This window comes from Candidatus Electrothrix sp., assembly GCF_052785085.1.
Map to the genome: position 1 here is coordinate 1 of NZ_JALAAI010000001.1, position 22,984 is coordinate 22,984.

The following is a 22,984-nucleotide window of genomic DNA, read 5'->3' on the forward strand; positions in this document are numbered from 1 at the left end:
GATTGACAGAAGCGGGCTTTTAGCTTGTTAATTTGGTGACCGATTTTTTTGATTGGTTTTGAAAATGTCATATGTCTCTCTGTAGCTTATTGATGTGAAAATTTCATTATTACAAGAAATCAATAGCCGTGTCAATATGTTATGACATCTGTGGCTAAATTAATTTTCTGAATTCTCAATAAATACAACTCGTTCATAAAGGCCAAGCCTTAAAGTCGTGCCATTAGGATATAGAGGTCATCGCATCGGCTCTTGGCCTGCATCAAAACGGACAAACTGTACTCCCTTTGATCCTTATGTTCATGCAGCTGAACATGCCTATTTTGAGAAATATTATGATGAATTGAATGCCTCAAATGAGCTTGTCCTTAAACAGGAAAAAACCCATGAAAAGTTTTTGATGCCGGTTTCAGCCAATGACATTGCAACGGCTATCAATTCCTTGCCATCTTCTTTTTTTACCGGATTAAAGGGAGTTGTTCTTCTATCCGGCTCAAACAAACAGTTGAAGGTTTCCCGTGGCAATCTTTTTTGCTTTGGAATGTACTATGCACATTGCATTTTTCTCTTTCCGTACCCCAAGGATCAAATGGTTGTTTCTTCACAATCATTACCAGCTCCCCATATTCAAAGGGAATACGAACGAGCAGGTGCATTATATTCGCAAAAAGATAATCAATGGTTGAGGACGTTCACAAAAGAATCATTGAGAACATTCTATGTAAGGGATGTGTTTGTTCATGAGCTGGGGCATCATGTGGACAGACACAAGGACAGGTCAGGAGAAAAATCCGAGATATTTGCGGATTGGTTTGCAACTGAGTATGGTTTTACCCGTGTAAGGGGTGATTACGAACAATCCATTCATGAAGTGAGATCGTCTCAAGCATCGTTATACATATAACGACAGGTTCGTCATACTCGATACGGCAGAATCACATAGTGTATAACGACAGGTTCGTATTGAGTATAACAAAAAAATCGCATCGGGTATCACGACGAATTCGCATTGCGTAGCAAGGAAAAATCGTATCGGGTATCCTTCTCCTGCCTGCTCACCATCCCGCCGCTCTAAAAAACTTCTTGACAAGGCAACAGGCTGGAATTACTCTGCGCAAAGTCGCCATTCTCCTCTCGGCGCAACATCCCACCTCAACATAGGAGTCTCTTATGCAATCAATCCCATGGCGTGTCGAACCCAATTATCTTACTGTTCCCCCGTCCTGGAAAATTCGCTTCGTGCCCCGCGACTCAGCCGGGACAGATGATCTGGCAATCGCAATGAACGAAGAAAACCCAAACTACAGCGTGGAAGATGCCAAAACCGCACTGGCCCTGCTGGATCAGGTCGTTCTGAAAAAAATGCTCAACGGCGAGCAAGTTACCATCAATGGCATGATCTCTTTTGGCTTCTCCTTTACCGGCAGATTGGAATCGCCGGATGACCCGCTACCGCCAGTGGACGAGTGCCTGCATGTCAGCGTTCGGGTGCTCAATCCTTTTCTCAAGGAGATCAGGCAGCAGGCCCATTTCGAGAAACTGCCCATGATTGAAAAGGTGCCGGTGATCGACAGTGTCGAGGATACCCGCCTCCATCTGGCCGATGTGCTGTACAGCAAGGGGGTGCTTCATCTCACCGGTACCAACCTGGCCTTTGACCCGGAGGCCGAGGGGTGTGAATGCGTGCTTGAGGGTACCCGAAGCGGTCAGGCCGTGCAGTACCAGTTCGGACCGATCTCGGATTCCAGTATTGTCCTGGTCCCGGATATCCCTGCTCAGGATGAGCCGTTCAATAACGAATACACGCTCACTGTCTCGACCCGGCCCACTGGCCACGGCAGCCCTCGTGTTGGCACCTACCGCCGCAGACTGCGCTCGCCCCTGCTGCTGACCGGTTTCGGGCAACCCGAGTTCTCTGAGTTCGGCATCCTGACCAACAATGCGACCAGCCCTCTGGTCAGCGTAACCGGCGGTACGGTAAGCGCGGATGAAATGTTGCGCATTCAGGCGGTCTTCGACATCAGAAACAGCGTCCTGCTCCTCAGCCTGCTCGGCATGACCGAGGACGGCCCTGCTGGTGAGACCGTGACCGTCACGGGGCACGGCGAATACACCCTACCGGGCTTTGCCGAATCAGCGGTCACCAGCCTGAGCGTCCGGGTGAATGACTATGCCGCCTTGCTGGACTTGGTGCGGGATCAGTATTACGGACGGCTGGCGGATGTGCTGGATGTGAGGGTTGGGGCGTGAGGAAGCGGGTATATCTTCCGCAGCTCGGAACTGTTTGCCTGAATTATGGAATTCAGGTACCATGAGAATATGCATGTAATTTCCCGTAAACCTTTGCTTGAATTTTCCGGGCAACATCCTGACAGCAAGACAGCTTTGGATGCGTGGTTCAAGATCATGAAGTCAAACCGGTTCGTCAGCTTTGCTGCCCTGCGCAAAGTTTTTCCAAGTGCGGATAAAGTCGGAGACCTTTACGTGTTCAACATCGGGGGCAATAAATATCGACTGGTTGCGGCACTTCATTTCAACCGGCAGAAAGCGTATGTCCGGCAGGTGCTGACGCATGCCGAATACGACCGTGGGAGGTGGAAACAATGACTCTTGCTGTACAACCGCTTACAGCGGCATGGGGGAATCTGCATACGCTTATTCCCTTTTTCCCGATTCGGGATGAGCAGCAGTATGAACAGGCTGCGGAAGCCCTGAACAGTCTGCTGGATATTGTCGGAGAGGACGAAAATCATCCCTTATATGATCTGACAGACACTTTGGGTATGCTGCTTTTTGCCTACGAAGAGCAGCACTTTGCAACGCCTGATGCATCCGGTGCGGATATTCTCCGCTTCCTGATGGACGAACATGGCCTGACTGCCGCAGATCTCCCGGAGATAGGCGACGAATCCCTGCTGACCGACATCCTGGCCGGAACCCGGTCGCTCACAGTGGATCATGTAAAGGCACTGTCCCGCCGGTTCCATGTGGCTGCGGCAACGTTTGTCTGATTGCGGTGCAAAGTATACTGTCCGGCAGCCTTACGGTTAATGTGGCCGACTATGCCGCCCTAGTGAATCTGGTTCGGGATCAGTATTACGGACGGTTGGCGGATGTGCTGGATGTGAGGGTGGGGGATTAAGAAAGGTGGTGGGAGCTTTTCCTCTTCTTGTTCTCAAGATCAGAATAAGAGTGGAAAGGTGATGAGGGGAAGGTTTCTCGCTTTTTGTCTCAATATATAAGCAATAGCGATTAATCATCAAAAGTAGGATCAACATCTATGGGAAAGCAACTTGCCGTTCTTGGGAGCATTGCTTCAATCGTTGGCTTGGCATTTGCTGTTATTCAGTTTTGGCCTTTAAATGATACGACAGAGAATATCTCGAAAACTAGAGCAGCGAATAAGCCGTCACAGTCTGTAAACGTTACCGGAAACTCTGGAAATGTTATTCAAAGCTCTGGAGATAACGCTGTTATAAATACTGGAAGAGTAGAAACAACTATCAGGGTAGGTGATCCTAGAGCGGAATATATTGAGTTTATTGATTTGTTAACACTTTTTACAATTCCTAATTTCGAATCATATAACGTACTCGCATGGGATGCTGGGACGGGGAAAAATAGCCCTATTTCATGGGAGTTTGATGGGATACGAGAAGCCCCTGATTGGGAGAAAGAAAAAGGAGCATATTATCGGGAAGGAAAGGTAGTTATAACAGTCAACGGAAAGATAACTCATCATCAGCTAAAAAAGACACCAGAACCTGTCCCATGGCGAATTATTCTTCACGGTCCTAGGATGGGAGTAACCGGAGTCACGATTGATACAAATATTCTGTCTCGGGAGATGGGGCCTCTCTTGCATGATTCAAAAAGTTTGTTAGCCGTTTCTAGAAAAGTAAAGTGCGAGCCGACTTTCGCTAGTTTCGGATTAGAAATTTATGAAGTAAATATAGCAGGGAGAAATCCTATTTGGCTAGAATTTAGTTGGTCCTGTGGAAGCGCAGGATGTTCATCAGATTTTTTTATAATGTATTCTGAAGCTCAGGCATTTGCTAGAGATTGCGAAGATTATTAACGATCTAATTTCTACGCACCAAAGGGATAGCCATAGAGTGCAATTCCGTATTCATGAAGGCATGATACATGAAACGCACCCTGCATGTGACTGGTAAGTACCTGAAGGACGCTTACGCAAACAATCCCCATCCCTGATTTCGGCATTTCGGCCCCCTAACCCTTACCACCATTGCCTGTGATGACAAGGGTACCCTGGCATGAGACGGTGTTCTCTTACCCGGAGGATAAATATTTCTCAAGAAAGAACTTGCATATTTCCCATCATCCTCCCATGATGACCTTATGATGAGGAAGGATCATAACGCTGTGCCCTGTTCACCGTTGCACAATACTTACTTCAGGATATGAGGCAGGAACACGATGCTTACTGAAATACGATTACAACTTGATGATTCAATATTGCTTTCGCTGAAAGAAGAGAAAGAGCAGTTTGCCAAGGATATGCTCTTCCATCATGCCCTGCGGCTCTATCGTCGGCATAAACTCAGCCTGGGCAAAGCAGCTGAATTGGCCGGATATACGCGCATGGAATTTATTCAGCAGCTCCAGGCGGCACATGAACCGATTTTTGATTATGATGACACCCTGATTGCGGAGATGATCAAGAGTGCGCAACATACCCCGTCTCTTCAGGAGGAGCAGGGGCGATGATTGTCGTCTCCAACAGCACACCGATCATTTCGCTCGCAACGGTCGGGCATATCCCGCTTCTGGGTGCTCTCTTCGGCAGGGTCATGATTCCAAGAGAGGTTGAGCATGAATTGAAATCAAACAGATATCCGGGATATAAAGATATCGACCAGCCGTGGTGTGAGATGAGGGATGTGCAGGGCACGCTGTATGTGGGGTTTCTGTGTCATGACCTTGATCGCGGGGAAGCCGAAGCCATCACCCTTGCGAAAGAACTTCGGGCTGACGTCCTAATTCTTGATGAGCGGACTGGATATCAGGTCGCCAAACAACAGGGGCTTCATGTTATCGGCACATTGACCGTCTTGTTGATGGCTAAACAGCAGGGATTTATCCCATCTGTTCGACCGATACTTGATGAGATGATTCGGAAAGGACGCTGGTACAGTCAATCTGTTTATCACAGCTTTTTGCGCCAGATTGGAGGAGTAAATCGCCACAGACCGTACAGGATACGCTCCCGCACCAACCGAAAAGTACGCTACGCAATCACCATCCCTGATTTTGGCACCTTACCCCTTTGCAACCATTGTATGCGATAACAATGATTCCCGACCTACTGAACTGAACGGTGAATCCCGGCGCACATCATATTCAAGATTAAGGGCTTGTTCAGAAGCAACACGAAGGGAACGAAGATATTATGAAGAGGGATAAAACAGAATCGGATGATGAACTTCGTCCAGAGTACGATTTAAAGAGCTTAAAACTGAGAAAAGTCGGACCGAAAAGAAAGAGTTTCGGTGGCCCGACAGTGCGTATAGAAACAGACGTGGCTGAAATCTTCCCCTACTCTGTGCCGGTTTAGCCTGGCGCTTTCGACCTGCCCGTTTTTTTTACCTACAAACCCGCAATTCCGACCTGTAACCAATCCAGATAAAGCAGCATATAGATAGTGCTCTGCTTTGCCATAGTATCTCTGACATCGGTTCCACTCGTTTCCCCTCCTTTTTCACCTTGTTCCATATCCTTCCTAAAAAACCTCATATCATTTACCATATGACCTGTCATGGTTCCATTATGTATTTTTTTCTTCATTCCCCCTTGACGAGACTATTCACCGTACTTATTTATTCAATCAGAAACGGAAACGAATAGACTTTACATACAAGATACATTGAATTTTATGTTATTGCATAATCAAAAAATAAACAACATCTCTTGACATAAACAATACTTGAACTTACATTTTGATTAAACAATAACACTAGATCATCAATAGTGATGATAAAGAAAACTCATGCAAAGCATTATTTATCATTAAACAAACAAGGAGGGCATTATGAACGTAAGTATTTGGGATCCTTTCCGTGAGATGGAGGCATTGTTTAATAATTACACAATGCCTGCAAGGAAGAAATCAACTGCAGATGGAAACGGAGCTGTTGAAACAAGAGAATGGGCACCTGTTGTTGATATACTTGAATCAGAAAATGACTTTGTTTTAAAAGTCGAACTCCCCGGTGTGGAAAAAGATGATGTGGAGGTCTCCATTGATGATCGCATCCTGACCATTAAGGGAGAAAAGAAGAACGACACAACGGACAAGAAGGTTCACAGAACCGAATGCAGATACGGCACTTTTATCAGAAACTTCACCCTGCCCCAGGATGTGGATGTGGATAAGGTGGAAGCGGCCTGCAAAAATGGCGTACTCAGCTTGACACTGGCTAAAATGGAGCAGGCCAAGCCCAAGCAGATTGAAGTGAAAGTCAACTGATCTGTTGTAGATATGAACTGAAAGTGGGTGCTTTTTTCGTTAACCAAGGATATGACGAGGTGTGTTATGGATATGGATATCAAAAAATGGGTTCCCTGGAATTGGTTCAGAAAAGAGGAAGAGAACACCGGTGCCACGGTGCCGGTGCAACAAAAAACCGCACAGGAGGGTATAGGGGCTTTTCCCCAGCTGTTCAGTCAGTTGCATAATGAAATGGATCAGCGATTTGAGCAGATGTTCCGAGAATTCGGAATGGGTCCACCCCGCCTCTCGAACATGGCCAACGGTATGCTTAAACCGACCTTGGATCTGAGCGCAAGCGAGAACGAATATATCGTTAACGTGGAGATACCCGGCGTAGATGAAAAGAATCTCAAGATTGAAGTTGAGAAGAATACCATGATCATTCGCGGGGAAAAGAAACAGGAAAAAGAGGAGAAGGAGAAAAGTTATTATAGGCAGGAACGTTTTTACGGTTCGTTCCAGCGCATACTCTCTCTGCCGGAAGATGCGGATCAAGACGGTATTAAGGCAACCTTTAAACAAGGTGTGCTTAATATAACCATGCCGAGAAAGGCCTTACCAAAAGCTGATGTCCGGCAGATCGCCATCAAAACCGTTTAATATATAACAGTGCTTGCGCACAGGAGGCATTGGTAAGGGACTTACGAGTTCCTTACCTCCCTTATTTTTCTTTGATTTTAATTCGTTTTTATTCTGGAGGTTCAGCAATGAATGGCCGAATGCAGACAAAGGGATTGGTATTTACAGGAATTATAGCACTTCATCTCATCTTGCCAATTACACCGATGAGTTATGCAGCAAGTTCGGCTGACTCACCCGATGTAATGACCCAGAAGCTGAAGAGCAGTAAACCGAACCAGGAGGCAGGGGAGAAGAGCAGTAACAACGTGCCGATACAAGGGAACGACAGCAAGAAAGATCAGGATGAACTTGCTGGTCCGCTAAGGGATTTTCACCGCAATATTAATCGGCTCTTTGATCAGACCTTCCGCGATTTCGGATTTTCTGCGTTTGATATGGGCCGACCCTTTTTCCAAACTTCCGGGGGAATATTCCGACCCATGACAGATCTCGCTGCAAATGATAAGGAATATACCATCACTGTTGAGGTACCCGGTGCCAAGAAAGACGATATTAAGATCGAAGTTGCCAATAACGTGATGACTATCAGCGGAGAGAAAAAGCAGGAAAAGGAGGAAAAGCAGCAAGACTTCTATCGGCAGGAACGCTATTACGGCTCGTTTCAGCGTGTACTCCCGCTTCCGCAAGACACTGATCAGGATCATATCAAGGCAGACTTTAACCAGGGTGTGTTGACCGTGACTATGCCGAGAAAGGATATGCCAAAACCTACGGTGAAAGAGATAGAGATACAATCCAACTAACAAGCCGCAAGCTGTTTGAAAAGACAAAAAGGGCGGACCAATGGCCCGCCCCACCGTTTTGCTTATATCGGAGATGGGTTGAATATAAGCGTAACAGCCTCTAACCTTTGCTCAGAACAAGCAAAGCGTATTTGTATAATGCTAACTTTATTAATGACCTAGACAGGTCTTGCTTGACTTATCCCAATAACAATATGATTCCTTATCACAGGTACCTTTATTGGTGTATACTGAGCAATCGACCTGGCAGCTCGGAGCAGAGCTACAGTCAGAGTCGTTGCAGTCTACGGTCTGGTCACAGTCGTTATCTATACCATCTGTGCAGGATTCGGTTGCACCTGGATAGATAAGATCATCATTATCGTTACAATCCACATCTGAGTAGTAGCTATCCCCATCGTTATCAACAGGCGCGCCGCCAGCAATGTAAATTGGAGAGGAAATGGCCTCATCACCGTCCGCCTGCATAATACGGCAATAGAAGTAATCGCCATCAGCACTGGTTACCGTGTCGGTAATAACCGGGGCAGAGGAGTTCGGATACCAGGTGTTGATTACGACGCCATTCTTCAGGAGTTCAACAGTATCAACGATCTCGTTCCCTCCATCGTTTGCCTTGATGGTGACGCTGTTGCTGCCGCCTTCAATCTCTGAACCCATAACCTGGCCGTCCATAGCAAAAGGTTTTTATCAGCAGTAGAATAGAACCGACGGGCCTTCATGGCACTGTACAGATCAGTACGTGTCTGATTGTCTGCCAGAATAGCCATGGCATAGGTGGAATCGGTTCCAAAGTCTGTGCCGTGATTATCCTCAGCACCGCCTGCACCGATGCTCCAACCACGAAGCAAGGCTTCGTCATAATGGCCCATACCGCCATCATTGGTATGGAAGCCATCGTTATAGTAGTAGACATCAAAGAAGTCCTGCTTGTTCCACAGTTCCATACCAACGAATTTGTCACTCACTGCACCATCATAATGCTCAAAGGCCTGGGACTCACGGCCTGGATGGTTGAAGATAGCAACAGTTTCACGGGTTGAGAGCCAGGCCATTAATTCGCTGAAGGTATTTGTTGCTGATTCTGTTGCCCGACAGATATCATCAGCATAAACTATGGTGACATGACCGTGGGTGCCGCTTGACCACTCAAAGGCCCAGAATGCTGTGAATATGCCGTCTTCGTTGTACGTATCCGCTGTATTTTTTACCGTAGTATACTCACTGTCTGTTGTAGACTCCGCATGATCAGCGGTGCTGAAAAAGTCCAGCCCCGCAGCCTTGGCTGTACTGTAGGCCTGATCCGGTGAACCGCTTCCGTCAGAAACTGTGGTGTGGTTATGCAGGTGACCGTAGTAAATGTTCCAGGTGTCGATGGACGATGCAGCTATTGCTCCTGATGCGGCAAGCCCCAGTCCGGCAATCATACATGATCCAGCCAGGGCAATTTTGCCCAGCTTCTTCGATACGTCTTCCATTGTTTTTCCCTCCTAAAAATGAGATGTCAGGCTGAAGCCTTACCATTTATCGGACAGGCAACAGCCGCTAAGGTGCCATTTTGTCCAGGCACCCAGACAATAAAGAGGGAAGATTATGGTTTAATGAGAAAAGGGTTTGTTTTTTATAACAAAATGAATAGAGATGGGTGAATTTTTTGTTAGTGTGAGCTGTAAGGTGCAGCTCATCCGTACTTCCTGTGCAAGGCCATGACCACAACGGTCAATTTCCTGGCTCTGGAAATCATGTTAGGTGATCTTTCTCTGATTTGGATATATCTGACAGCACCTGTTTTGAGGATGTAGGTATACCCGATCTGTCGTTGGATACAGGGGGGGCAGGCATGTTGTGAATTGAATGAGAAGGAATGATCTACGGGGTGAGATCAGAGCGTATGTCTACTTTGGTGGCAGGATAACATGCAGGGGCGACCGACCGGTCGCCCCTACGGGTCTTTGCGCCCTCTTCTCAGGGCAGGCACTCAGATATCAATTATTCTATATCGAATACTCAATAAAGAGTCCGGGGTGTTACCCCGGCCTGGTTATATATTGCCCTTTCAGGGCATTGCCCCGAAGGGGCTATATCTATTCAGCTCAGGGTAACACCCTGAGTATTCTTGTCCTGTTGCGGTGGTGCAAGCTTTGGCCACAGCAGCAATCAGAAGATCATTCTCTTAAAAAAACCTATACAGACATTCGTATCCAGAAGGTAGTTCACGTCCATTCCTCACGTTCCTGCAATGGACCGGGAGATTCCGGTTCTGGGAAATCCGGGATGGAGCCTGCGAAACGTTTAATAAATTCCTTTGTGGAGAGCGTTTTGCTGTTATTGCTGGGTTCTACGGGCAGGATAATAATTTCCACTTCTCTGTAGGCAGCAAACTCCGGTGGAAGGCGAATCAGAAGCTCATGATTCCTGTTCGCATGAACCTGACGTAAAGCTAACATGTTCGGGCCTCCTTGGGAAATAGTCTTCAGGGGTGTGCTCAAGCTGAATGCGGGGAGACTGGTCGCCTGACGCTTTCCTTTATGCTACCTGATGCGCTGGGACAGGGCAAGAGGTTTCAAATCATAGGGTAGGTACTCAAACTGAGGGAAAGCGCACGTGGGTTATGGCGGGAACAAACTCAATCCACTGTTTCACACCCTCCTTCTTCAAAACAGAACCGGGCTTCCGGAGGAATAATCTCTGAGCGTATGCGTGATTTTGGAATACCCATTTTTACCAGTTCTTCGTCCGGCATATCTTCTGTGTCATTCCGCTGAATGACTACGTCTCCGTTGTATATATCAATATGGATGGCGCATTCGTGAATCCGTCTGTGTTTTCGCCATCCGACCCAGACGACCATATACCGCATCCGTTCATCATCAAAGACAAGTTCTATATGCGAATCATCTGTTTTCAGAGATTCGTATGATGCCAGAAATTTCTTTACGCACTCTCTGTAGAACTCTTCGGAAGTTTCCATATCAGAGGCTCCTCCCCGGTTAATGAATAGACGATGACAGGAATCTTCATTGTTTCGAGCGTGACCCGTCCCACCTCCCGACTGAGTATGTTCTCAGCTGCGTGAAGTGGAACTGCCAGCCATAGTGTCCTGTCTGGTTCCTGCTGTTTCAGAAAAATATTATACACACTGTACTTGCCGACAGCATCCTCCAGATCGACAACTTGGGATGTACGTAAAAAGCTCTTGATCTCGACAACAATCTTTTCACATCTACGTTCAGCCGCTATCACTCTCTCCGCTCCCAGGTCGGCTATCAGCCTAGGGTCAGTTCCGAATATGTAGGGATCATGAGTGACTGTCCACCCTTCTTGTGTAAGCAGGTGTTTTACAACATCATGATATGTGTCTTTTCGTGACATTATCAGAAGTTTGAATGAATATACCAGAGTTGATGCCGGGCTGCCCAGCTTATCCCAAGGTACCTTGCTGCCTATTTAATATATACCGCATGGAATTGTTGAGGGCAACACAAGGTTTTGTGTTTGGTTAACGGTGAACACCGTAGGGGCGACCGGCTGGTCGCCCTTGTGGGTTGTAATACCCTCTTCATAGGGTAGGTACTCAAACCCCGCCTGTTTCTTAAAGCTTAACAGATTCACCGGATTAAGCAAGTAAAAAAACGACATGAAAACACGTTTTAAAAGTTGTGAAATTTGAACTGGCATTACAAGCACCAAAACAAGCAGATGTCACACATCGTGACTAGCATCCTTCCTAAGAGCACACCTGCATCCTCTTCAAGAGCATAGTAGTATCCTCCTCAAGAGCATAGTAGTATCCTCTTCAGGAGCATAGTAGTATCCTCCCCATAAGCATGCCTGCATCCTCCTGCCGGGAATCACCGCACCCTCCTCCTTTTTCTCCCCATTTCCAGAGAATAGACAATAATTCCATTGACAAAGCTGAAAGAGTACCGTAATCTGCCACAAATAGCTCTGTCCCACCTCATTTACCCATCACTTTAAAGGAGGATCCTCATGTCAAACGTTCAATGGAAACCAGTAGAAAACGCCCTGACCACCCCCCGATCCCACCGCGCCCAGGTTGTGCCCCATAATACTCCTGGCTACGATGAAATGGCTGCTGACATCTCGGCCCTGAATCCCAACTACAACGCAGAGCTGGTTCGCTCTCTTGCCCCCCTGATGATGGAGTGGGTTCAGACACAGCTGATCAACGGCAACCGGGTAACTTTGGAAGATGCCTTCAGCTTTCATCTCACCATCAGCGGCAGGCTGGACAGCCCGGATTCTCCCCTGCCTGATGACGAGGATCTGATCAATGTCAACATCTATGCCACCCGGCCCTTTGTGGAAAAGGTGCGCAAAGAGGCCCGGCTGGAACGGCTGCCCATGAGCAAAAAACAGCCGCTGATCACCTCGGCAGAAGACACCAAACTCAAGCTGACCGATGTGCTCAACCCGGACGGCGTGCTGCACCTGACCGGCAATAATCTCTTTTTTAACGAAGATGACCCGGACTGCTCCTGCGTTCTCCAGGGCACCCGGAGTGGTCAGACCAAGCAGACCACCTTTGCCTCCATCTCTAACAGTGAAATCCTGCTGGTGCCTGACATCCCGGCCCAGCCTAACCCGTGGAACAATGAGTACACAGTATCCATCAGCACCCAGTACACCGAGCACGGTACGGTCCGCACCGGTACTTTTGGCCGCAAACTGCGCACTCCGCTCAGCATCACCCTGGGCAATGGCGACGGCATCCTAACCAATAGCGCCAATACGCCTTATGTCACAGTGGACGGTGGCAATCTGGCTGCGGAAGAGATGGTGCGTATTCAGGTTGTTCAGGATCTGCACGAAGGACTGCTCTTCTTCAATCTGCTGGATATGCGCGAGAACGGGGAACAGGGCGAGCCTGTCCGGGTGAGCAGCAACAGCCCCTGTACTCTGCCCGGCTTTACTGGCTCCGGCCTGACCAGCCTGGATCTGACCGTGCAGAAGTACAGCAAGCTGATGGAGATGATCCGTAATGATTACGGCGGAAGACTGGTGGACGTGCTCAAGGTGGAGAGCGGGGCCTGATCCCGGTCAAGAGTTTAACCAGAGCCTTGCAGGGTGCATTTCATACACCCTTTATCTGGTTCCCGAGCTCCGGCTTGGGAACTGCTTTTTCTGAAGCTCCGCTTCATTTCCCGGATACCCAAGCAGAGTTTGGGTACCAGTTAATATCGGAATACGTCAATAGCATGGAAAGTGTCCGCTTATTAAGCGCTGTTAGCGCAATTGAACGCAACGCCAATGCTTAACGAAAATTTAAATCTCGCATAAAAGGAGAATCAAATGAAATGTAATGTAGGAAAATCAGATCGTATTGTACGAGTAATTCTTGGAATTGGAATTATTGCCGTTGGCTTCTATTTTCAATCATGGTGGGGAGCAATCGGTGCTCTTCCAATTTTTACAGCAGCAATAGGTTGGTGCCCAGCTTACTTACCCTTTGGTCTTTCAACTTGCAAGAAATAATCTTGCCTGGCAAGGCTAATGTAGCCGCCGCAAAAAGCCGTGCTGCTGATGAGCAACATTCTCAAAAGGAGATTGAAATTATGCATCCAGGGATCATAGGAGGAATCATTGGCGGAATTGCCGGAATTGCTGGAGGGATGATCGGAACCTATTGGAGCATCAAGAACACCAACGGTCCGCGAGAGCGTGCATTCATGACCAAGTCAGCAGTCGTGTGCTGGGTCGCGATCTTCATTTTTCTTGGGCTGTTGTTTGCCTTGCCCAATTCATACCGATGGTACATGTGGATTCCCTACGGCATCCTGTTGCCTTTGGGCATCATCTCCTTGAATCGAAAGCAACAAAGAATCAGGCAAGAGGAATCGCAGAACAATTCCATGCAGGCGGCGCCATCAGACACGCCTGATGGATGACGTTGGACAGTAACTCATGCGTCATCCTCTCCTGAAGAGCGGATCTGCTCGGGCCTGTTATCATCAGTATCGGTCACGGTCTGGCCTGAGTCTTTTTCAGGCAACATCACCTCCTCCTCTTGCTCTCTTTATCCAAAGGAAATAACAGAATGCTAACAAGAGGCTAACAGAGAGGTGTTATAAACCCTTAAGATAGATAAGGAATAAAGTGAGTTATGATTGAGGTGAAGAAATGTCGAGAAGAAATGTAAATTGCTGGGAGTTTACAAACTGTGGTCGTGAGCCAGGCGGTTCAAACACTGCTGAGGGTATCTGTCCTGTTGCGGTCGAGCAACGAGTTGACGGTGTGCATAATGGTATAAATGGAGGGCGTTGTTGCTGGATTATAACGGGGAATATATATACTAACACAGAGCAGGTACTCTATAAACTCAGAAGTATTGCCTGCCTGGACTGTGCATTCTATCAGCAGGTGAAAAAAGAAGAGGGATCTCAACTGAGAGTAGTAGCAGGCACTGAGCTGGATTCTATGAAGAGTGAACCTGCTCCTGCTGGCTCGACTCCATGAGAGTCACCCGGCACTTCAATTTATTGAATACGATAGCATAAGGAAGAGTATGTTAAAAAGATTGGGAACAGAAGGCGTAATCCCCTTACAGCAACAAAATCGAAACCTATGTGCAATACACACAGTATATACTGCAATATTGGCAGGATTGGCAGTTGTCGTGTTTTGGGGTATAACCTTGGATGCCTGTAGTGCAGCCACACAAACCAAGAAAACTATACTCCGTCTTCATGGTTCAAATACCATTGGTGCTAAACTTGCTCCTGATCTGGCAAAGGCCTTTTTAATCAAGATGGGGGCGGTCTCTGTGGAACAGGTGAATCTTGCAGCCAATACAGAGATGAATATTGAGGGAACCTTTCCAGAACAGAATCTGGTGCAGGTTATAGAGATCAAGGCGCATGGTTCAACAACGGGATTCCAAGGGCTTGAGCAAGGACAATGTGACATAGGCATGGCTTCCAGAAAAATCAAAGAGAAAGAGGTCAAAAAGCTTTCCTTTCTCGGTGATATGACAGGCCTTGCCTCAGAGCATGTCCTGGCTCTGGATGGGGTGGCTGTTATTGTTAATGCAGCCAATCCAGTGGCCTCGAATATTGATGTTGACACGCTTCGGGATATCTTCTGTGGCAAAATCACAGACTGGAGTGAACTGAACGGTACGCCAGGAAAGATCAATCTCTATGCACGAGATGAGGCATCTGGCACTCATGACACCTTTAAAAGCCTTGTCTTTGGCAAAAAATGTTCCTTAAGCAGCTCAGCAGCACGTTTTGATGCCAACACAGAACTCTCGCAGGCTGTGGATCGGGATGTCAATGGCATCGGATATACAGGCCTGCCCTATGTAGCTTCCAATAAAGTGCTTGGTGTCTCTGACGGCGGCATGGCGATCCGGCCAAATGTCTTTACTGTTTCCACAGAGGATTATCCGCTGACACGTCGTCTGCATTTTTATACACCTGCCAATCCGGATAACCAATATACCCGCCGCTTTGTTTCTTTTGCCTTGCAAAAAGAAGGACAGGAGTATGTTAAAAAACATCATTTTGTGGAACTCACGGTTTCGACACAAGGAGGAAATCCTGGAGACTTCGACCAATCACAGAATCGAGCTGTCCTTGAGAGATATCTGAATGCTATTCAACGTGCGGAGCGGCTTTCCAGTAATATCCGCTTCAAAAACGCACAAAATGAGCTGGACAGCAAGGCCTTTTATGATCTGGAGCATAGAATTGTGGATTTTCTTTGGGAGAACAAACTACCTCAGATTATCCTGGCAGGTTTTGCAGACAACAAGGGGGATTACTGGCAAAATCATAAGCTGTCCTGTGAGCGGGCAAAGAGTGTACAGAGAGAATTTACCTCCCGCGGGATACGGGTCCATGAGATTGTGTGTGCTGGTGAAGAGGCACCTGTTGCGTCTAATGAAACAGCTCTTGGGCGGGAAAAGAATCGCCGGGTTGAGATTTGGATTCGGCGGTAATTCTGCTGCTGCTCAATGCAGGCCCGACTGATTGCTTACCTGACAAAAAAGCAAAGCCTTTAGAACGCTGCCCCCCTTGTATAACTTTCCTTGTTTTCCACCGTGCCCTCCTCACTGGCTTTATATGCAACATAAGATGAAGCACTGTAAAAAAATTATACAGCCACAAGATCATAATTGTTCAATTATGAATAAAAATCAAGCCAAACTGTTTACAAAATATCCAGGCATGCCCTCGTTTGCTCTTGACTGACATTTTTTGTCAGCCTTTAATCAACTTTTGCAAAAAAAATATATACCCTTCAAGACTAAAAAGGATATAGATTCACAGTAAAGAATAACTACTCCTTGCTAATCAGATACAAACAGCAGAAATAGCACAAAATCGAGAAACACGATCCATATCCCTGTCTTTGGCATGCATTATGCTTTTTATAAGTAAAGCAATACTGCTCTTTAACAGCGGGTACAAAGCATTCTGGTCAGAGCTGAACTCTGGTGTTCAGCTCAGGAAACTTGAACCAAGCCACAGCCGTCGTGAGGCGGTGTCGGAAAGCCACGGGTCTCCAGAGGGGAGACAGCCGGGCCGCCTGCTTCTGCAATACCAGGAGGACACCATGAAAACCACAGGAGATTTTTATGAACACAGAGGACTGATCGCATTTACAGGTGCCTTTCTTGCTGCTATCGCCCTTACAGGCTGCGGGAGTGAGAAGCTGACTGATCTGCAGGTACAGTACGAGAACCTGCCAAACAGCCAAACCGAAATCGCACTTCAGGAGGAAAAAACCCTTACCATCGGAGAACATTCTGGTACTCCACTCATGGAACAGGTCACAGATCCTGCCATAAAAGATCTTGTCTGGGCCATCCCTTTTGAACAACCCACCACCATATCAGAACCACGGGTCATGGTAGAGTCACTAACAACGACTCTGCCGGAAAGCACTTATCCAGAAACCACTTATGGAGAACAGTCAACACAATGCTGGCTGAATGATGTCTCCGGTCCACTCCATGAAGTTGTTAATACACTGGAAAAGAAATCACTCTTATACGCTACCCAACCCTTAACAGACTGCTCTGGCATTTTTCACCGTGTTGTACAGGGGCTGAAAGACCAATGCCCGGCAAAGAAATTCCCCTCTCTTGAAAAATACCGTGACTCCAGAGATATTGCTCGTTGGTATCATGAGCAGGGAAAATTGCAGCTGGTCAAAAATGCTGTTGACAGCACTGACCTGCTTCAGCCAGGAGCTGTGCTCTTTTTTGGAAAAAACGGATCTCAATACAGAGAATTCTCTGTAGAGGAACTGCTCAACCCTCAAAAAGGCATTGCTCACCTTGGGATCGTCGTTAATGTCCATAAAGATGCATCCGGACAGGTAGTGCATTATGAACTCTTTCACGGATACGGCAGAAAGGGAAAAACACCGGCTTCTGTAACTGACTGGCATAAACGGACACCGACCAGAGCGAGTTATCCTCCCTTTGGCAATGGACGGCAGCAATGGGTCGCTGTGGCCCGTCTTTGATTTCCATCCCCAGCCCTTCCCCTTATCAAGGGAGAGGAAAAAGAGAGAAGAGATGAGAAAAACGAACAAAGCTCTTTAATAGCGGGTACAAAGCATTCTGGTCAGAGCCGAACTCTGGTGTTCGGCTCGGGAAACTTGAACACAGCCACAGCCGTCGTGAGGCGGTGTCGGAAAGCCACGGGTCTCCAGAGGGGAGACAGCCGGGCCGCCTGCTTCTGCAATACCAGGAGGAGTCTCATGAAAACACAAGGAGATCTACACCAACACAAAAGACAGACGACATTAACCATTATCCTTTTTGCTGTCATCCTGGCAGGATGCGCTACAACGCAAGCCCAAAGACCTCTAACAGGTTCTGAGATCCAGCCTGGTCCAGCCAGTGAATCTTCACAAGAACAGGAGCCTGGCCAGAACAGGCCAAACAATGAAGAACAGCCCAATGAAAAAGCCCCTGTTGATCCAACTGCCATGACAGCGGCCCATAATCATTGGCGTTCCCAGGTCGGTGTCCCGCAACTCACATGGTCAGAAAAACTGGTTAATGTGGCACAGGACTGGGCTGATACACTGAAGGAGGATGGTTGTGGATTCCACCACAGTCATAATGGCTACGGTGAAAACCTGTTCAAGGCCAGCCCGCTTATCTGGTCTGACGGGCAGAAAGAGTTACAAGATACCAGCCCGGAAGAAGTGACCAATAGTTGGGGCAATGAAATCAAATACTACGAGTACTCTGATAATAGTTGCTCTGGTGTCTGCGGCCATTACACCCAGGTGGTCTGGAAAGAGACAACCGAGGTAGGCTGTGCCAGATCAGTCTGTGATGATAAATCCCAGATATGGGTATGCAGCTACTCACCTGCGGGCAATATGGCTGGTAAGAGACCGTATTAAATGCACGTAAAAAGATAAAGTCCATAACGACAAGGCCTTCTGTTACCATGAGGTTCCAGAGGGCCAATGAAAGAACGGAAGAATGGAAGAATGAAAGTTATCGCAACAAAGAAATAAAGATAACCTTGACAAAGCCTGTATCGGGTTATAGGATTAAATATCGTTACAGTTAACTGGATTTATTCATGAAGGAGGGGGTAGCATATCCTGCTGTTTTTTTCTCCCCCAGCATTTCCAGCAGGCAAGCCCACTTCATTTCAAGAAATTTGCACAACGATTTACACAACGCATAGCTTGTGCTTTGTGCAACCATTCGTCCTTCTCATCCTTAAAAAATGGTAACATATGCGCTGGAAACAATTCCTCACCCCGGTACAATCACTCAATGCACCAGAAAGTAAAAAATATCTCAAAGATCTTTCCCCGGATCAGTACAATATCGTTGATGTTCGCCAACCTGGTGAATATAACAACGGGCATATTCCCGGAGCCAAGCTCATACCAGTAGCGGAGCTGGCAGAACGGAGCCAGGAACTGGACCCTGAAAAACCCACCCTGGTCTACTGCGCCATTGGCGGACGCAGCCGGGTTGCTGCACAGATGTTGGCAGGTAAAGGATTTACCGAAGTCATCAATATGACAGGTGGCATCAAGGCCTGGGACAGCAATACTGCTGTCGGAACTGCGGAAACCGGCCTGTACCTGTTTTCAGGCAAAGAAAAAACCGAGGATGTGCTGCTGGTTGCCTATGCTCTGGAGGCCGGACTTCAGGACTTTTATACCTCAGTGCAGGAACGGATCAGTCAGGAGGAAGTACAGGCCCTGTTTAATAAGCTCAGCGCAATAGAGAAGAAACATCAGGATCAAATTTATTCTGAATATGAAAAAATCGCTGCATCGCCGCTGAACAGAGATGCCTTTGAGCGCCGCACCGAAACCCAGGCAATGGAAGGCGGACTGACAACAGAAGAATACCTTACCCTTTATCCGACAAATTTTTCTGTTGCTGCCGAAGTTATTTCCCTGGCAATGGGGATTGAAGCCCAGGCCCTTGACCTCTATCTCCGAGCTGCTGATAACTGCCCCTGGAAAGAAGCAAGCCAGGCTCTTCTCCGTATTGCTGAAGAAGAACGAACGCATCTCAAACTGCTGGGCGACCTGTTGGACGAAACTGCATAAACGCAAAAAGACGTTAAACAAGGACATTTCATGAGCAAAAAACTGGTGATTGCTGGCGGTGGTCATGCCCATATGCTGACCTTGGTCCATTTGGATGAATTTGTGACCAAGGGCTTTGAGGTCACTGTTGTTGCCCCGGATATCCATCATTATTATTCAGGTATGGGACCAGGAATGCTGGGCGGCATCTATACTCCTGAAAAAATCCGTTTTGCCACCCGTCATATAGTGGAGAAAAAAGGCGGGGTTTTCAAACAGGCTAAGGTGACTGACATTCAGCCTGTTGAACATACCATAACACTGAGTTCTGGAGAAATTATCCCCTTTGATGTTCTTTCCTGTAATCTTGGCAGCCAGGTTCCAGACACCTTGGTTCAAGGACCACTTGATGATGTTTTCCTGGTAAAACCCATTGAACGACTCTACAGGGCGAAAAAACGGATCTTAGAACTAGGCACGCAAAAAAAAATCAAGATCGCAGTGGTGGGTGGTGGCCCATCCGCAGTTGAAATAGCAGGTAATATCTGGCGGCTTGGCCAAAAGCCTGATATGCAGGAACCAGAAATTACGGTGTTTGCAGGCCGTTCCCTCCTGCCCTCTCACCCAACAAAGGTTCGTCAACGGGCCACAGATTCTCTTATTTCCCGCTCAATAAAGGTTCTAAAAAACAGCCGCATCAAAAATATAGAAACAGGTCAGCTGACAGATACTGAAGGTACAACCCATGATTTTGATATCATCTTTGTTGCAGTTGGGGTAAAACCAAATAAGATTATTGCTGGATCTGGCCTTCCCACTGGCCCTCAGGGCGGGATGCTGGTGAATCGCTATCTTCAAAGTACCAAGTATGAAGGCATCTTTGGCGGTGGTGATTGTATTGATTATGAGGAAACACCTCTGGACAAGGTGGGAGTCTATGCTGTCCGCCAGAATCCTGTGCTCAAACATAACCTGATGGCCTCGCTCAGCGGGGAACCCTTACGCCCCTTTGAACCAGGAGGGCAATACCTGCTTATCTTCAATCTGGGGGATGGCACAGGTATCCTGAGCAAGTGGTCTATTGTCCTTGGTGGACGACTGGCCTTTTTTATTAAGGACTGGATTGACCGCCGCTTCATGCAGACCTTTCACGCCTTTGAGTAGGGAGGTCTTCTGAGGCAGAAAGAGAAATAACTCTATGGCTGGTACCTAAACCCCAGCCTGGAAAATATGTACCAGTAAAAAAAAGGAGTACCATGACAGAACAAAAAGAATGGGACAAACGCTACAACGAAGATGACCTCCCCTGGGACAGCGGCATGCCAGAGACAGCTCTGATCAACATGATCACCAGCTGGCCCAAAACGCCGAACAAGGCCCTGGATATTGGTTGCGGCACCGGAACCAATGCTGTCTGGCTGGCAGAACAGGGTGTGGAGGTGACAGCGATGGATATTTCGGAAAAGGCTGTTGCCCTGGCGGAAAAACGGTGCTCGGAACATGGGGTGCTGTGTCGCCTGATAAAGACTGATTTCCTGACCTGTACCCCGGCAGGCCAGTACGACCTGCTCTTTGACCGAGGCTGTTTTCATTGTACAGAGGGAGAAGAGGAGCGCAGGAGCTTTGTCCGCCAGGCTGCAATTCATCTGAAACCGGGCGGCTTCTGGTTGAGTCTGATCGGCAACAAAGACCAAATGTCACAGGAAGGAAAGGGACCTCCCAGACTGTCAGCCACAGAGATATGCTCTGCAGTGGAACCCGCTTTTGAGATCCTGTCTCTGGAATCCGTGCTCAAGACCTCCCCAAAGCAACCTCAGCCACTGAGGTTCTGGCACTGCCTGATGCGAAAGAGGTAAGGGCCACCACCAGGCATGTCCACAAGAAAATCGACCACTTTACCCAAGGGGTGGGAGAAACGTATAAAGAAGGCAGGCGAACGCTACCGTGTGCTCTCTTTTGAAGACGAATGGCCCCGCAGGATGTCGATAACTGTAAGGGTCAGAGAAGATGGCATTATTTTTACCCGGACAATAGCAGTATCCATGCCCATTACTGACGGGAGTGAACAGGAAACTGTCTTTAATGCCTGCGTCATCAGAGAGAAACGAAAAACGGATTGTCTGATGAACAGAAAAGGATATCAGAAGGTGCTGGAAGCACTTTCCTCAATCACTCTTCCTGTTATCCAGCCTTCGCAGTCACCGTTCTGTACCATGAGCAGAGAAATCCTGTTTATCATTGAAATCGGGGATCCCTATTCTCCCCAACGGTCACGGTTCCAATGGAAAAATCCAGGCAGGGAGGCATCACACTGCCTGGAATACCTATGGGACCTTTTTGGACGTGTTATCCAGGAACGTAATCCCGATATCCGAATTGATGACCTTATAGGTTGAGAGCAACAGCATGAGGTTGTTCCTGCATATCGCACACCGAGCGATCCAACATGGCTGGTAAACTGCCTCGTTCTGTGGGGGTGTAGCCAAACACCTCCTTCCAGATATTCTCGCTTTCCATGCAGAAATAGATACAGGTACGAGGATCAGCAAAGCGGGCCAGCTCATCAACTATTAGCTTATACATCTCCACCCGCTGGCTCCTGAAGTAGCGAGATTTACCGTCCAGACCTTCAACAAATTCCTCATAAAAGAAATTCGACTGCGGGAAACGTTCCGCAGCAATAGGCTGCAGGGCAGGCAGGTAACGCAGGGCTCCCAGACTGATCCAGGCAATGCAATCAGCAGGCACTTTTGCAAACAGTCGTTGAATGGTTGTCCGGTAGCCTTCCTGCCAACCCTTATGCCAGATAATCGGATCAAAATGAAAGGCAAGTCTATAGCCCCATTCAGCACAACGGACAGCAGCAGCCAGGCGTTCTTCCAGACTGGCTGTCCGGATCTCTTCCTGCTCCATAATCAAAGGACTGTTGAGAGACCAGGCCACAATGGTACGACCACCATGTTCCAATCCTTCCAGATTATCAATTACCACGGATTTTGATTTCAGCTCCAGCACAGCATTCTGCTTATCCCGCATATACTTAACCAACAACGGACTGAAATGGGTCAGGCTATCCAAAGCCAGGCTATCTGTAAATTCACCTGTCCCGATTCGAAGAAAGGTTTGCGGTTTCGCAGCAAAGGCCGCATCCAGCTCAGTAAAGAGTTCATTAATATTAACAAAAAAACTGATCCAGGGATTATTGAGATAGGCCTGGAGGATACAGTACACGCAGTCCATAGGGCAGCCCATGCCGATATTCAGAACCTGATATTCGCAGCAGGTATATTCCCATGTTGCAGGACAAGGCTTAAAAAACTTCCCCCGATTTCGACAGAGCAGAAGGTGGTGTTTGCCTTGGGTCAGATTTTCTGGATAGGTCCCGGATATATCAGGATGTTGCCGATCTCCAATAACCCTGACCGGTAATTTGCTCCGTTGAATAATTTCCTGAGCATAGGTATCCTGTTGGCACTCTTCAGTGACATAAAGCTGGGTGATATATTTTGCCGGATCTCCGTAGGACATTACAATG

30 protein-coding genes and 2 riboswitches are annotated in these 22,984 nt (G+C 47.6%); of the genes, 23 read left to right on the top strand and 7 right to left on the bottom strand.

Features of this window, described 5'->3' with window-relative positions:
* Positions 1-217 precede the first annotated feature (217 nt).
* The 9 genes from L2082_RS00005 (at position 218) to L2082_RS00045 (ending at position 5,578) form a co-directional block, all read left to right on the top strand.
* Complete coding sequence (locus L2082_RS00005) at positions 218-904, top strand: hypothetical protein (protein WP_446009056.1); 687 nt, start codon at positions 218-220, stop codon at positions 902-904.
* A 266-nt stretch (positions 905-1,170) separates the two neighbouring features.
* The gene (locus tag L2082_RS00010) at positions 1,171-2,250 is read left to right on the top strand and encodes a hypothetical protein (protein WP_446009057.1); all 1,080 of its coding nucleotides are present in this window, start codon (positions 1,171-1,173) and stop codon (positions 2,248-2,250) included.
* A gap of 69 nt (positions 2,251-2,319) precedes the next feature.
* Positions 2,320-2,607 (top strand): type II toxin-antitoxin system HigB family toxin, encoded by a 288-nt coding sequence (locus tag L2082_RS00015; RefSeq protein WP_446009058.1) that lies wholly within the window; start codon positions 2,320-2,322, stop codon positions 2,605-2,607.
* Positions 2,604-3,011: a helix-turn-helix domain-containing protein gene (locus L2082_RS00020; RefSeq protein WP_446009059.1), complete on the top strand. Its 408-nt coding sequence runs from the start codon at positions 2,604-2,606 to the stop codon at positions 3,009-3,011. The genes L2082_RS00015 and L2082_RS00020 overlap by 4 nt, the downstream gene beginning before the upstream one ends.
* 5 nt (positions 3,012-3,016) lie before the next feature.
* Complete coding sequence (locus L2082_RS00025) at positions 3,017-3,142, top strand: hypothetical protein (RefSeq protein WP_446009060.1); 126 nt, start codon at positions 3,017-3,019, stop codon at positions 3,140-3,142.
* Positions 3,143-3,280: 138 nt separating this feature from the next.
* Positions 3,281-4,078 (top strand): hypothetical protein, encoded by a 798-nt coding sequence (locus L2082_RS00030; protein WP_446009061.1) that lies wholly within the window; start codon positions 3,281-3,283, stop codon positions 4,076-4,078.
* A 362-nt stretch (positions 4,079-4,440) separates the two neighbouring features.
* The gene (locus L2082_RS00035; RefSeq protein WP_446009062.1) at positions 4,441-4,731 is read left to right on the top strand and encodes a UPF0175 family protein; all 291 of its coding nucleotides are present in this window, start codon (positions 4,441-4,443) and stop codon (positions 4,729-4,731) included.
* Positions 4,728-5,312 carry a DUF3368 domain-containing protein gene (locus tag L2082_RS00040; protein WP_446009063.1) on the top strand — a complete coding sequence of 195 codons (585 nt, stop codon included), beginning with the start codon at positions 4,728-4,730 and terminating at the stop codon, positions 5,310-5,312. The genes L2082_RS00035 and L2082_RS00040 overlap by 4 nt, the downstream gene beginning before the upstream one ends.
* A 101-nt stretch (positions 5,313-5,413) precedes the next feature.
* Positions 5,414-5,578, top strand: a complete 165-nt coding sequence (locus L2082_RS00045) for a hypothetical protein (RefSeq protein WP_446009064.1) — start codon at positions 5,414-5,416, stop codon at positions 5,576-5,578.
* Between the two features lie 32 nt (positions 5,579-5,610).
* Here L2082_RS00045 and L2082_RS00050 read toward each other — a convergent pair whose 3' ends face one another.
* Complete coding sequence (locus L2082_RS00050; RefSeq protein WP_446009065.1) at positions 5,611-5,808, bottom strand: hypothetical protein; 198 nt, start codon at positions 5,806-5,808, stop codon at positions 5,611-5,613.
* A gap of 244 nt (positions 5,809-6,052) precedes the next feature.
* Here L2082_RS00050 and L2082_RS00055 point away from each other — a divergent pair, with 244 nt between their 5' ends.
* The 3 genes from L2082_RS00055 (at position 6,053) to L2082_RS00065 (ending at position 7,899) form a co-directional block, all read left to right on the top strand.
* Positions 6,053-6,490 (top strand): Hsp20/alpha crystallin family protein, encoded by a 438-nt coding sequence (locus L2082_RS00055; RefSeq protein ID WP_446009066.1) that lies wholly within the window; start codon positions 6,053-6,055, stop codon positions 6,488-6,490.
* Between the two features lie 66 nt (positions 6,491-6,556).
* Positions 6,557-7,114 carry an Hsp20/alpha crystallin family protein gene (locus tag L2082_RS00060; protein WP_446009067.1) on the top strand — a complete coding sequence of 186 codons (558 nt, stop codon included), beginning with the start codon at positions 6,557-6,559 and terminating at the stop codon, positions 7,112-7,114.
* 107 nt (positions 7,115-7,221) lie between these two features.
* Complete coding sequence (locus L2082_RS00065) at positions 7,222-7,899, top strand: Hsp20/alpha crystallin family protein (RefSeq protein ID WP_446009068.1); 678 nt, start codon at positions 7,222-7,224, stop codon at positions 7,897-7,899.
* A 150-nt stretch (positions 7,900-8,049) separates the two neighbouring features.
* On the opposite strand, the gene L2082_RS00070 is transcribed toward L2082_RS00065, so the two are convergent.
* The 5 genes from L2082_RS00070 to L2082_RS00090 form a co-directional block, all read right to left on the bottom strand.
* Positions 8,050-8,559 carry a putative metal-binding motif-containing protein gene (locus tag L2082_RS00070; RefSeq protein ID WP_446009069.1) on the bottom strand — a complete coding sequence of 170 codons (510 nt, stop codon included), beginning with the start codon at positions 8,557-8,559 and terminating at the stop codon, positions 8,050-8,052.
* Entirely contained in the window at positions 8,469-9,377 is a 909-nt protein-coding gene (locus tag L2082_RS00075) for a DUF3604 domain-containing protein (RefSeq protein WP_446009070.1), read from the bottom strand. Before L2082_RS00075 ends, L2082_RS00070 begins: the two co-directional genes overlap by 91 nt.
* 735 nt (positions 9,378-10,112) lie before the next feature.
* Positions 10,113-10,346 carry a hypothetical protein gene (locus tag L2082_RS00080; RefSeq protein WP_446009071.1) on the bottom strand — a complete coding sequence of 78 codons (234 nt, stop codon included), beginning with the start codon at positions 10,344-10,346 and terminating at the stop codon, positions 10,113-10,115.
* 179 nt (positions 10,347-10,525) lie between these two features.
* On the bottom strand, positions 10,526-10,870 hold the full coding sequence (locus tag L2082_RS00085; RefSeq protein ID WP_446009072.1) for an element excision factor XisI family protein: 345 nt from the start codon (positions 10,868-10,870) through the stop codon (positions 10,526-10,528).
* A complete protein-coding gene (locus L2082_RS00090) occupies positions 10,834-11,271 on the bottom strand; it encodes an element excision factor XisH family protein (RefSeq protein ID WP_446009073.1) in 438 nt (145 codons plus the stop codon). Before L2082_RS00090 ends, L2082_RS00085 begins: the two co-directional genes overlap by 37 nt.
* Positions 11,272-11,889: 618 nt before the next feature.
* On the opposite strand from L2082_RS00090, the gene L2082_RS00095 reads away from it, so the two are divergent.
* The 11 genes from L2082_RS00095 (at position 11,890) to L2082_RS00145 (ending at position 21,845) form a co-directional block, all read left to right on the top strand.
* A complete protein-coding gene (locus L2082_RS00095) occupies positions 11,890-12,954 on the top strand; it encodes a hypothetical protein (protein ID WP_446009074.1) in 1,065 nt (354 codons plus the stop codon).
* A gap of 258 nt (positions 12,955-13,212) precedes the next feature.
* A complete protein-coding gene (locus L2082_RS00100; protein WP_446009075.1) occupies positions 13,213-13,395 on the top strand; it encodes a YgaP family membrane protein in 183 nt (60 codons plus the stop codon).
* 2 nt (positions 13,396-13,397) lie between these two features.
* The gene (locus L2082_RS00105) at positions 13,398-13,808 is read left to right on the top strand and encodes a hypothetical protein (protein WP_446009076.1); all 411 of its coding nucleotides are present in this window, start codon (positions 13,398-13,400) and stop codon (positions 13,806-13,808) included.
* Positions 13,809-14,040: 232 nt separating this feature from the next.
* A complete protein-coding gene (locus tag L2082_RS00110) occupies positions 14,041-14,376 on the top strand; it encodes a two-CW domain-containing protein (RefSeq protein WP_446009077.1) in 336 nt (111 codons plus the stop codon).
* Between the two features lie 49 nt (positions 14,377-14,425).
* Positions 14,426-15,862, top strand: a complete 1,437-nt coding sequence (locus L2082_RS00115; RefSeq protein ID WP_446011333.1) for a substrate-binding domain-containing protein — start codon at positions 14,426-14,428, stop codon at positions 15,860-15,862.
* 515 nt (positions 15,863-16,377) lie between these two features.
* Positions 16,378-16,456: riboswitch (cyclic di-GMP riboswitch) on the top strand.
* 23 nt (positions 16,457-16,479) lie between these two features.
* Complete coding sequence (locus tag L2082_RS00120) at positions 16,480-17,397, top strand: hypothetical protein (protein ID WP_446009256.1); 918 nt, start codon at positions 16,480-16,482, stop codon at positions 17,395-17,397.
* A 134-nt stretch (positions 17,398-17,531) separates the two neighbouring features.
* Positions 17,532-17,610, top strand: a riboswitch (cyclic di-GMP riboswitch).
* Positions 17,611-17,634: 24 nt separating this feature from the next.
* Positions 17,635-18,291: a CAP domain-containing protein gene (locus L2082_RS00125; protein WP_446009255.1), complete on the top strand. Its 657-nt coding sequence runs from the start codon at positions 17,635-17,637 to the stop codon at positions 18,289-18,291.
* Between the two features lie 345 nt (positions 18,292-18,636).
* Positions 18,637-19,470, top strand: a complete 834-nt coding sequence (locus L2082_RS00130) for a rhodanese-like domain-containing protein (protein ID WP_446009254.1) — start codon at positions 18,637-18,639, stop codon at positions 19,468-19,470.
* A gap of 30 nt (positions 19,471-19,500) precedes the next feature.
* Complete coding sequence (locus L2082_RS00135; RefSeq protein WP_446009253.1) at positions 19,501-20,613, top strand: NAD(P)/FAD-dependent oxidoreductase; 1,113 nt, start codon at positions 19,501-19,503, stop codon at positions 20,611-20,613.
* 92 nt (positions 20,614-20,705) lie between these two features.
* Positions 20,706-21,305 carry a class I SAM-dependent methyltransferase gene (locus L2082_RS00140; protein ID WP_446009252.1) on the top strand — a complete coding sequence of 200 codons (600 nt, stop codon included), beginning with the start codon at positions 20,706-20,708 and terminating at the stop codon, positions 21,303-21,305.
* A 15-nt stretch (positions 21,306-21,320) separates the two neighbouring features.
* Positions 21,321-21,845, top strand: a complete 525-nt coding sequence (locus L2082_RS00145; protein WP_446009251.1) for a hypothetical protein — start codon at positions 21,321-21,323, stop codon at positions 21,843-21,845.
* On the opposite strand, the gene L2082_RS00150 is transcribed toward L2082_RS00145, so the two are convergent.
* Positions 21,835-22,977 carry a spore photoproduct lyase family protein gene (locus L2082_RS00150; protein ID WP_446009250.1) on the bottom strand — a complete coding sequence of 381 codons (1,143 nt, stop codon included), beginning with the start codon at positions 22,975-22,977 and terminating at the stop codon, positions 21,835-21,837. The genes L2082_RS00145 and L2082_RS00150 overlap by 11 nt on opposite strands.
* Positions 22,978-22,984 lie beyond the last annotated feature (7 nt).

What these genes read in the sequence shown, in the direction of transcription:
- L2082_RS00110 (WP_446009077.1), top strand. Translation starts at nt 14,041, where the DNA reads ATGTCGAGAAGAAATGTAAATTGCTGGGAGTTTACAAACTGTGGTCGT.
- L2082_RS00045 (WP_446009064.1), top strand. Translation starts at nt 5,414, where the DNA reads ATGAAGAGGGATAAAACAGAATCGGATGATGAACTTCGTCCAGAGTAC.
- L2082_RS00010 (WP_446009057.1), top strand. Translation starts at nt 1,171, where the DNA reads ATGCAATCAATCCCATGGCGTGTCGAACCCAATTATCTTACTGTTCCC.
- L2082_RS00055 (WP_446009066.1), top strand. Translation starts at nt 6,053, where the DNA reads ATGAACGTAAGTATTTGGGATCCTTTCCGTGAGATGGAGGCATTGTTT.
- L2082_RS00015 (WP_446009058.1), top strand. Translation starts at nt 2,320, where the DNA reads ATGCATGTAATTTCCCGTAAACCTTTGCTTGAATTTTCCGGGCAACAT.
- L2082_RS00135 (WP_446009253.1), top strand. Translation starts at nt 19,501, where the DNA reads ATGAGCAAAAAACTGGTGATTGCTGGCGGTGGTCATGCCCATATGCTG.
- L2082_RS00150 (WP_446009250.1), bottom strand. Translation starts at nt 22,977, where the DNA reads ATGTCCTACGGAGATCCGGCAAAATATATCACCCAGCTTTATGTCACT.
- L2082_RS00130 (WP_446009254.1), top strand. Translation starts at nt 18,637, where the DNA reads ATGCGCTGGAAACAATTCCTCACCCCGGTACAATCACTCAATGCACCA.
- L2082_RS00040 (WP_446009063.1), top strand. Translation starts at nt 4,728, where the DNA reads ATGATTGTCGTCTCCAACAGCACACCGATCATTTCGCTCGCAACGGTC.
- L2082_RS00080 (WP_446009071.1), bottom strand. Translation starts at nt 10,346, where the DNA reads ATGTTAGCTTTACGTCAGGTTCATGCGAACAGGAATCATGAGCTTCTG.
- L2082_RS00120 (WP_446009256.1), top strand. Translation starts at nt 16,480, where the DNA reads ATGAAAACCACAGGAGATTTTTATGAACACAGAGGACTGATCGCATTT.
- L2082_RS00085 (WP_446009072.1), bottom strand. Translation starts at nt 10,870, where the DNA reads ATGGAAACTTCCGAAGAGTTCTACAGAGAGTGCGTAAAGAAATTTCTG.
- L2082_RS00020 (WP_446009059.1), top strand. Translation starts at nt 2,604, where the DNA reads ATGACTCTTGCTGTACAACCGCTTACAGCGGCATGGGGGAATCTGCAT.
- L2082_RS00075 (WP_446009070.1), bottom strand. Translation starts at nt 9,377, where the DNA reads ATGGAAGACGTATCGAAGAAGCTGGGCAAAATTGCCCTGGCTGGATCA.
- L2082_RS00100 (WP_446009075.1), top strand. Translation starts at nt 13,213, where the DNA reads ATGAAATGTAATGTAGGAAAATCAGATCGTATTGTACGAGTAATTCTT.
- L2082_RS00070 (WP_446009069.1), bottom strand. Translation starts at nt 8,559, where the DNA reads ATGGGTTCAGAGATTGAAGGCGGCAGCAACAGCGTCACCATCAAGGCA.
- L2082_RS00140 (WP_446009252.1), top strand. Translation starts at nt 20,706, where the DNA reads ATGACAGAACAAAAAGAATGGGACAAACGCTACAACGAAGATGACCTC.
- L2082_RS00050 (WP_446009065.1), bottom strand. Translation starts at nt 5,808, where the DNA reads ATGAAGAAAAAAATACATAATGGAACCATGACAGGTCATATGGTAAAT.
- L2082_RS00145 (WP_446009251.1), top strand. Translation starts at nt 21,321, where the DNA reads ATGTCCACAAGAAAATCGACCACTTTACCCAAGGGGTGGGAGAAACGT.
- L2082_RS00035 (WP_446009062.1), top strand. Translation starts at nt 4,441, where the DNA reads ATGCTTACTGAAATACGATTACAACTTGATGATTCAATATTGCTTTCG.
- L2082_RS00095 (WP_446009074.1), top strand. Translation starts at nt 11,890, where the DNA reads ATGTCAAACGTTCAATGGAAACCAGTAGAAAACGCCCTGACCACCCCC.
- L2082_RS00090 (WP_446009073.1), bottom strand. Translation starts at nt 11,271, where the DNA reads ATGTCACGAAAAGACACATATCATGATGTTGTAAAACACCTGCTTACA.
- L2082_RS00065 (WP_446009068.1), top strand. Translation starts at nt 7,222, where the DNA reads ATGAATGGCCGAATGCAGACAAAGGGATTGGTATTTACAGGAATTATA.
- L2082_RS00125 (WP_446009255.1), top strand. Translation starts at nt 17,635, where the DNA reads ATGAAAACACAAGGAGATCTACACCAACACAAAAGACAGACGACATTA.
- L2082_RS00060 (WP_446009067.1), top strand. Translation starts at nt 6,557, where the DNA reads ATGGATATGGATATCAAAAAATGGGTTCCCTGGAATTGGTTCAGAAAA.
- L2082_RS00115 (WP_446011333.1), top strand. Translation starts at nt 14,426, where the DNA reads ATGTTAAAAAGATTGGGAACAGAAGGCGTAATCCCCTTACAGCAACAA.
- L2082_RS00030 (WP_446009061.1), top strand. Translation starts at nt 3,281, where the DNA reads ATGGGAAAGCAACTTGCCGTTCTTGGGAGCATTGCTTCAATCGTTGGC.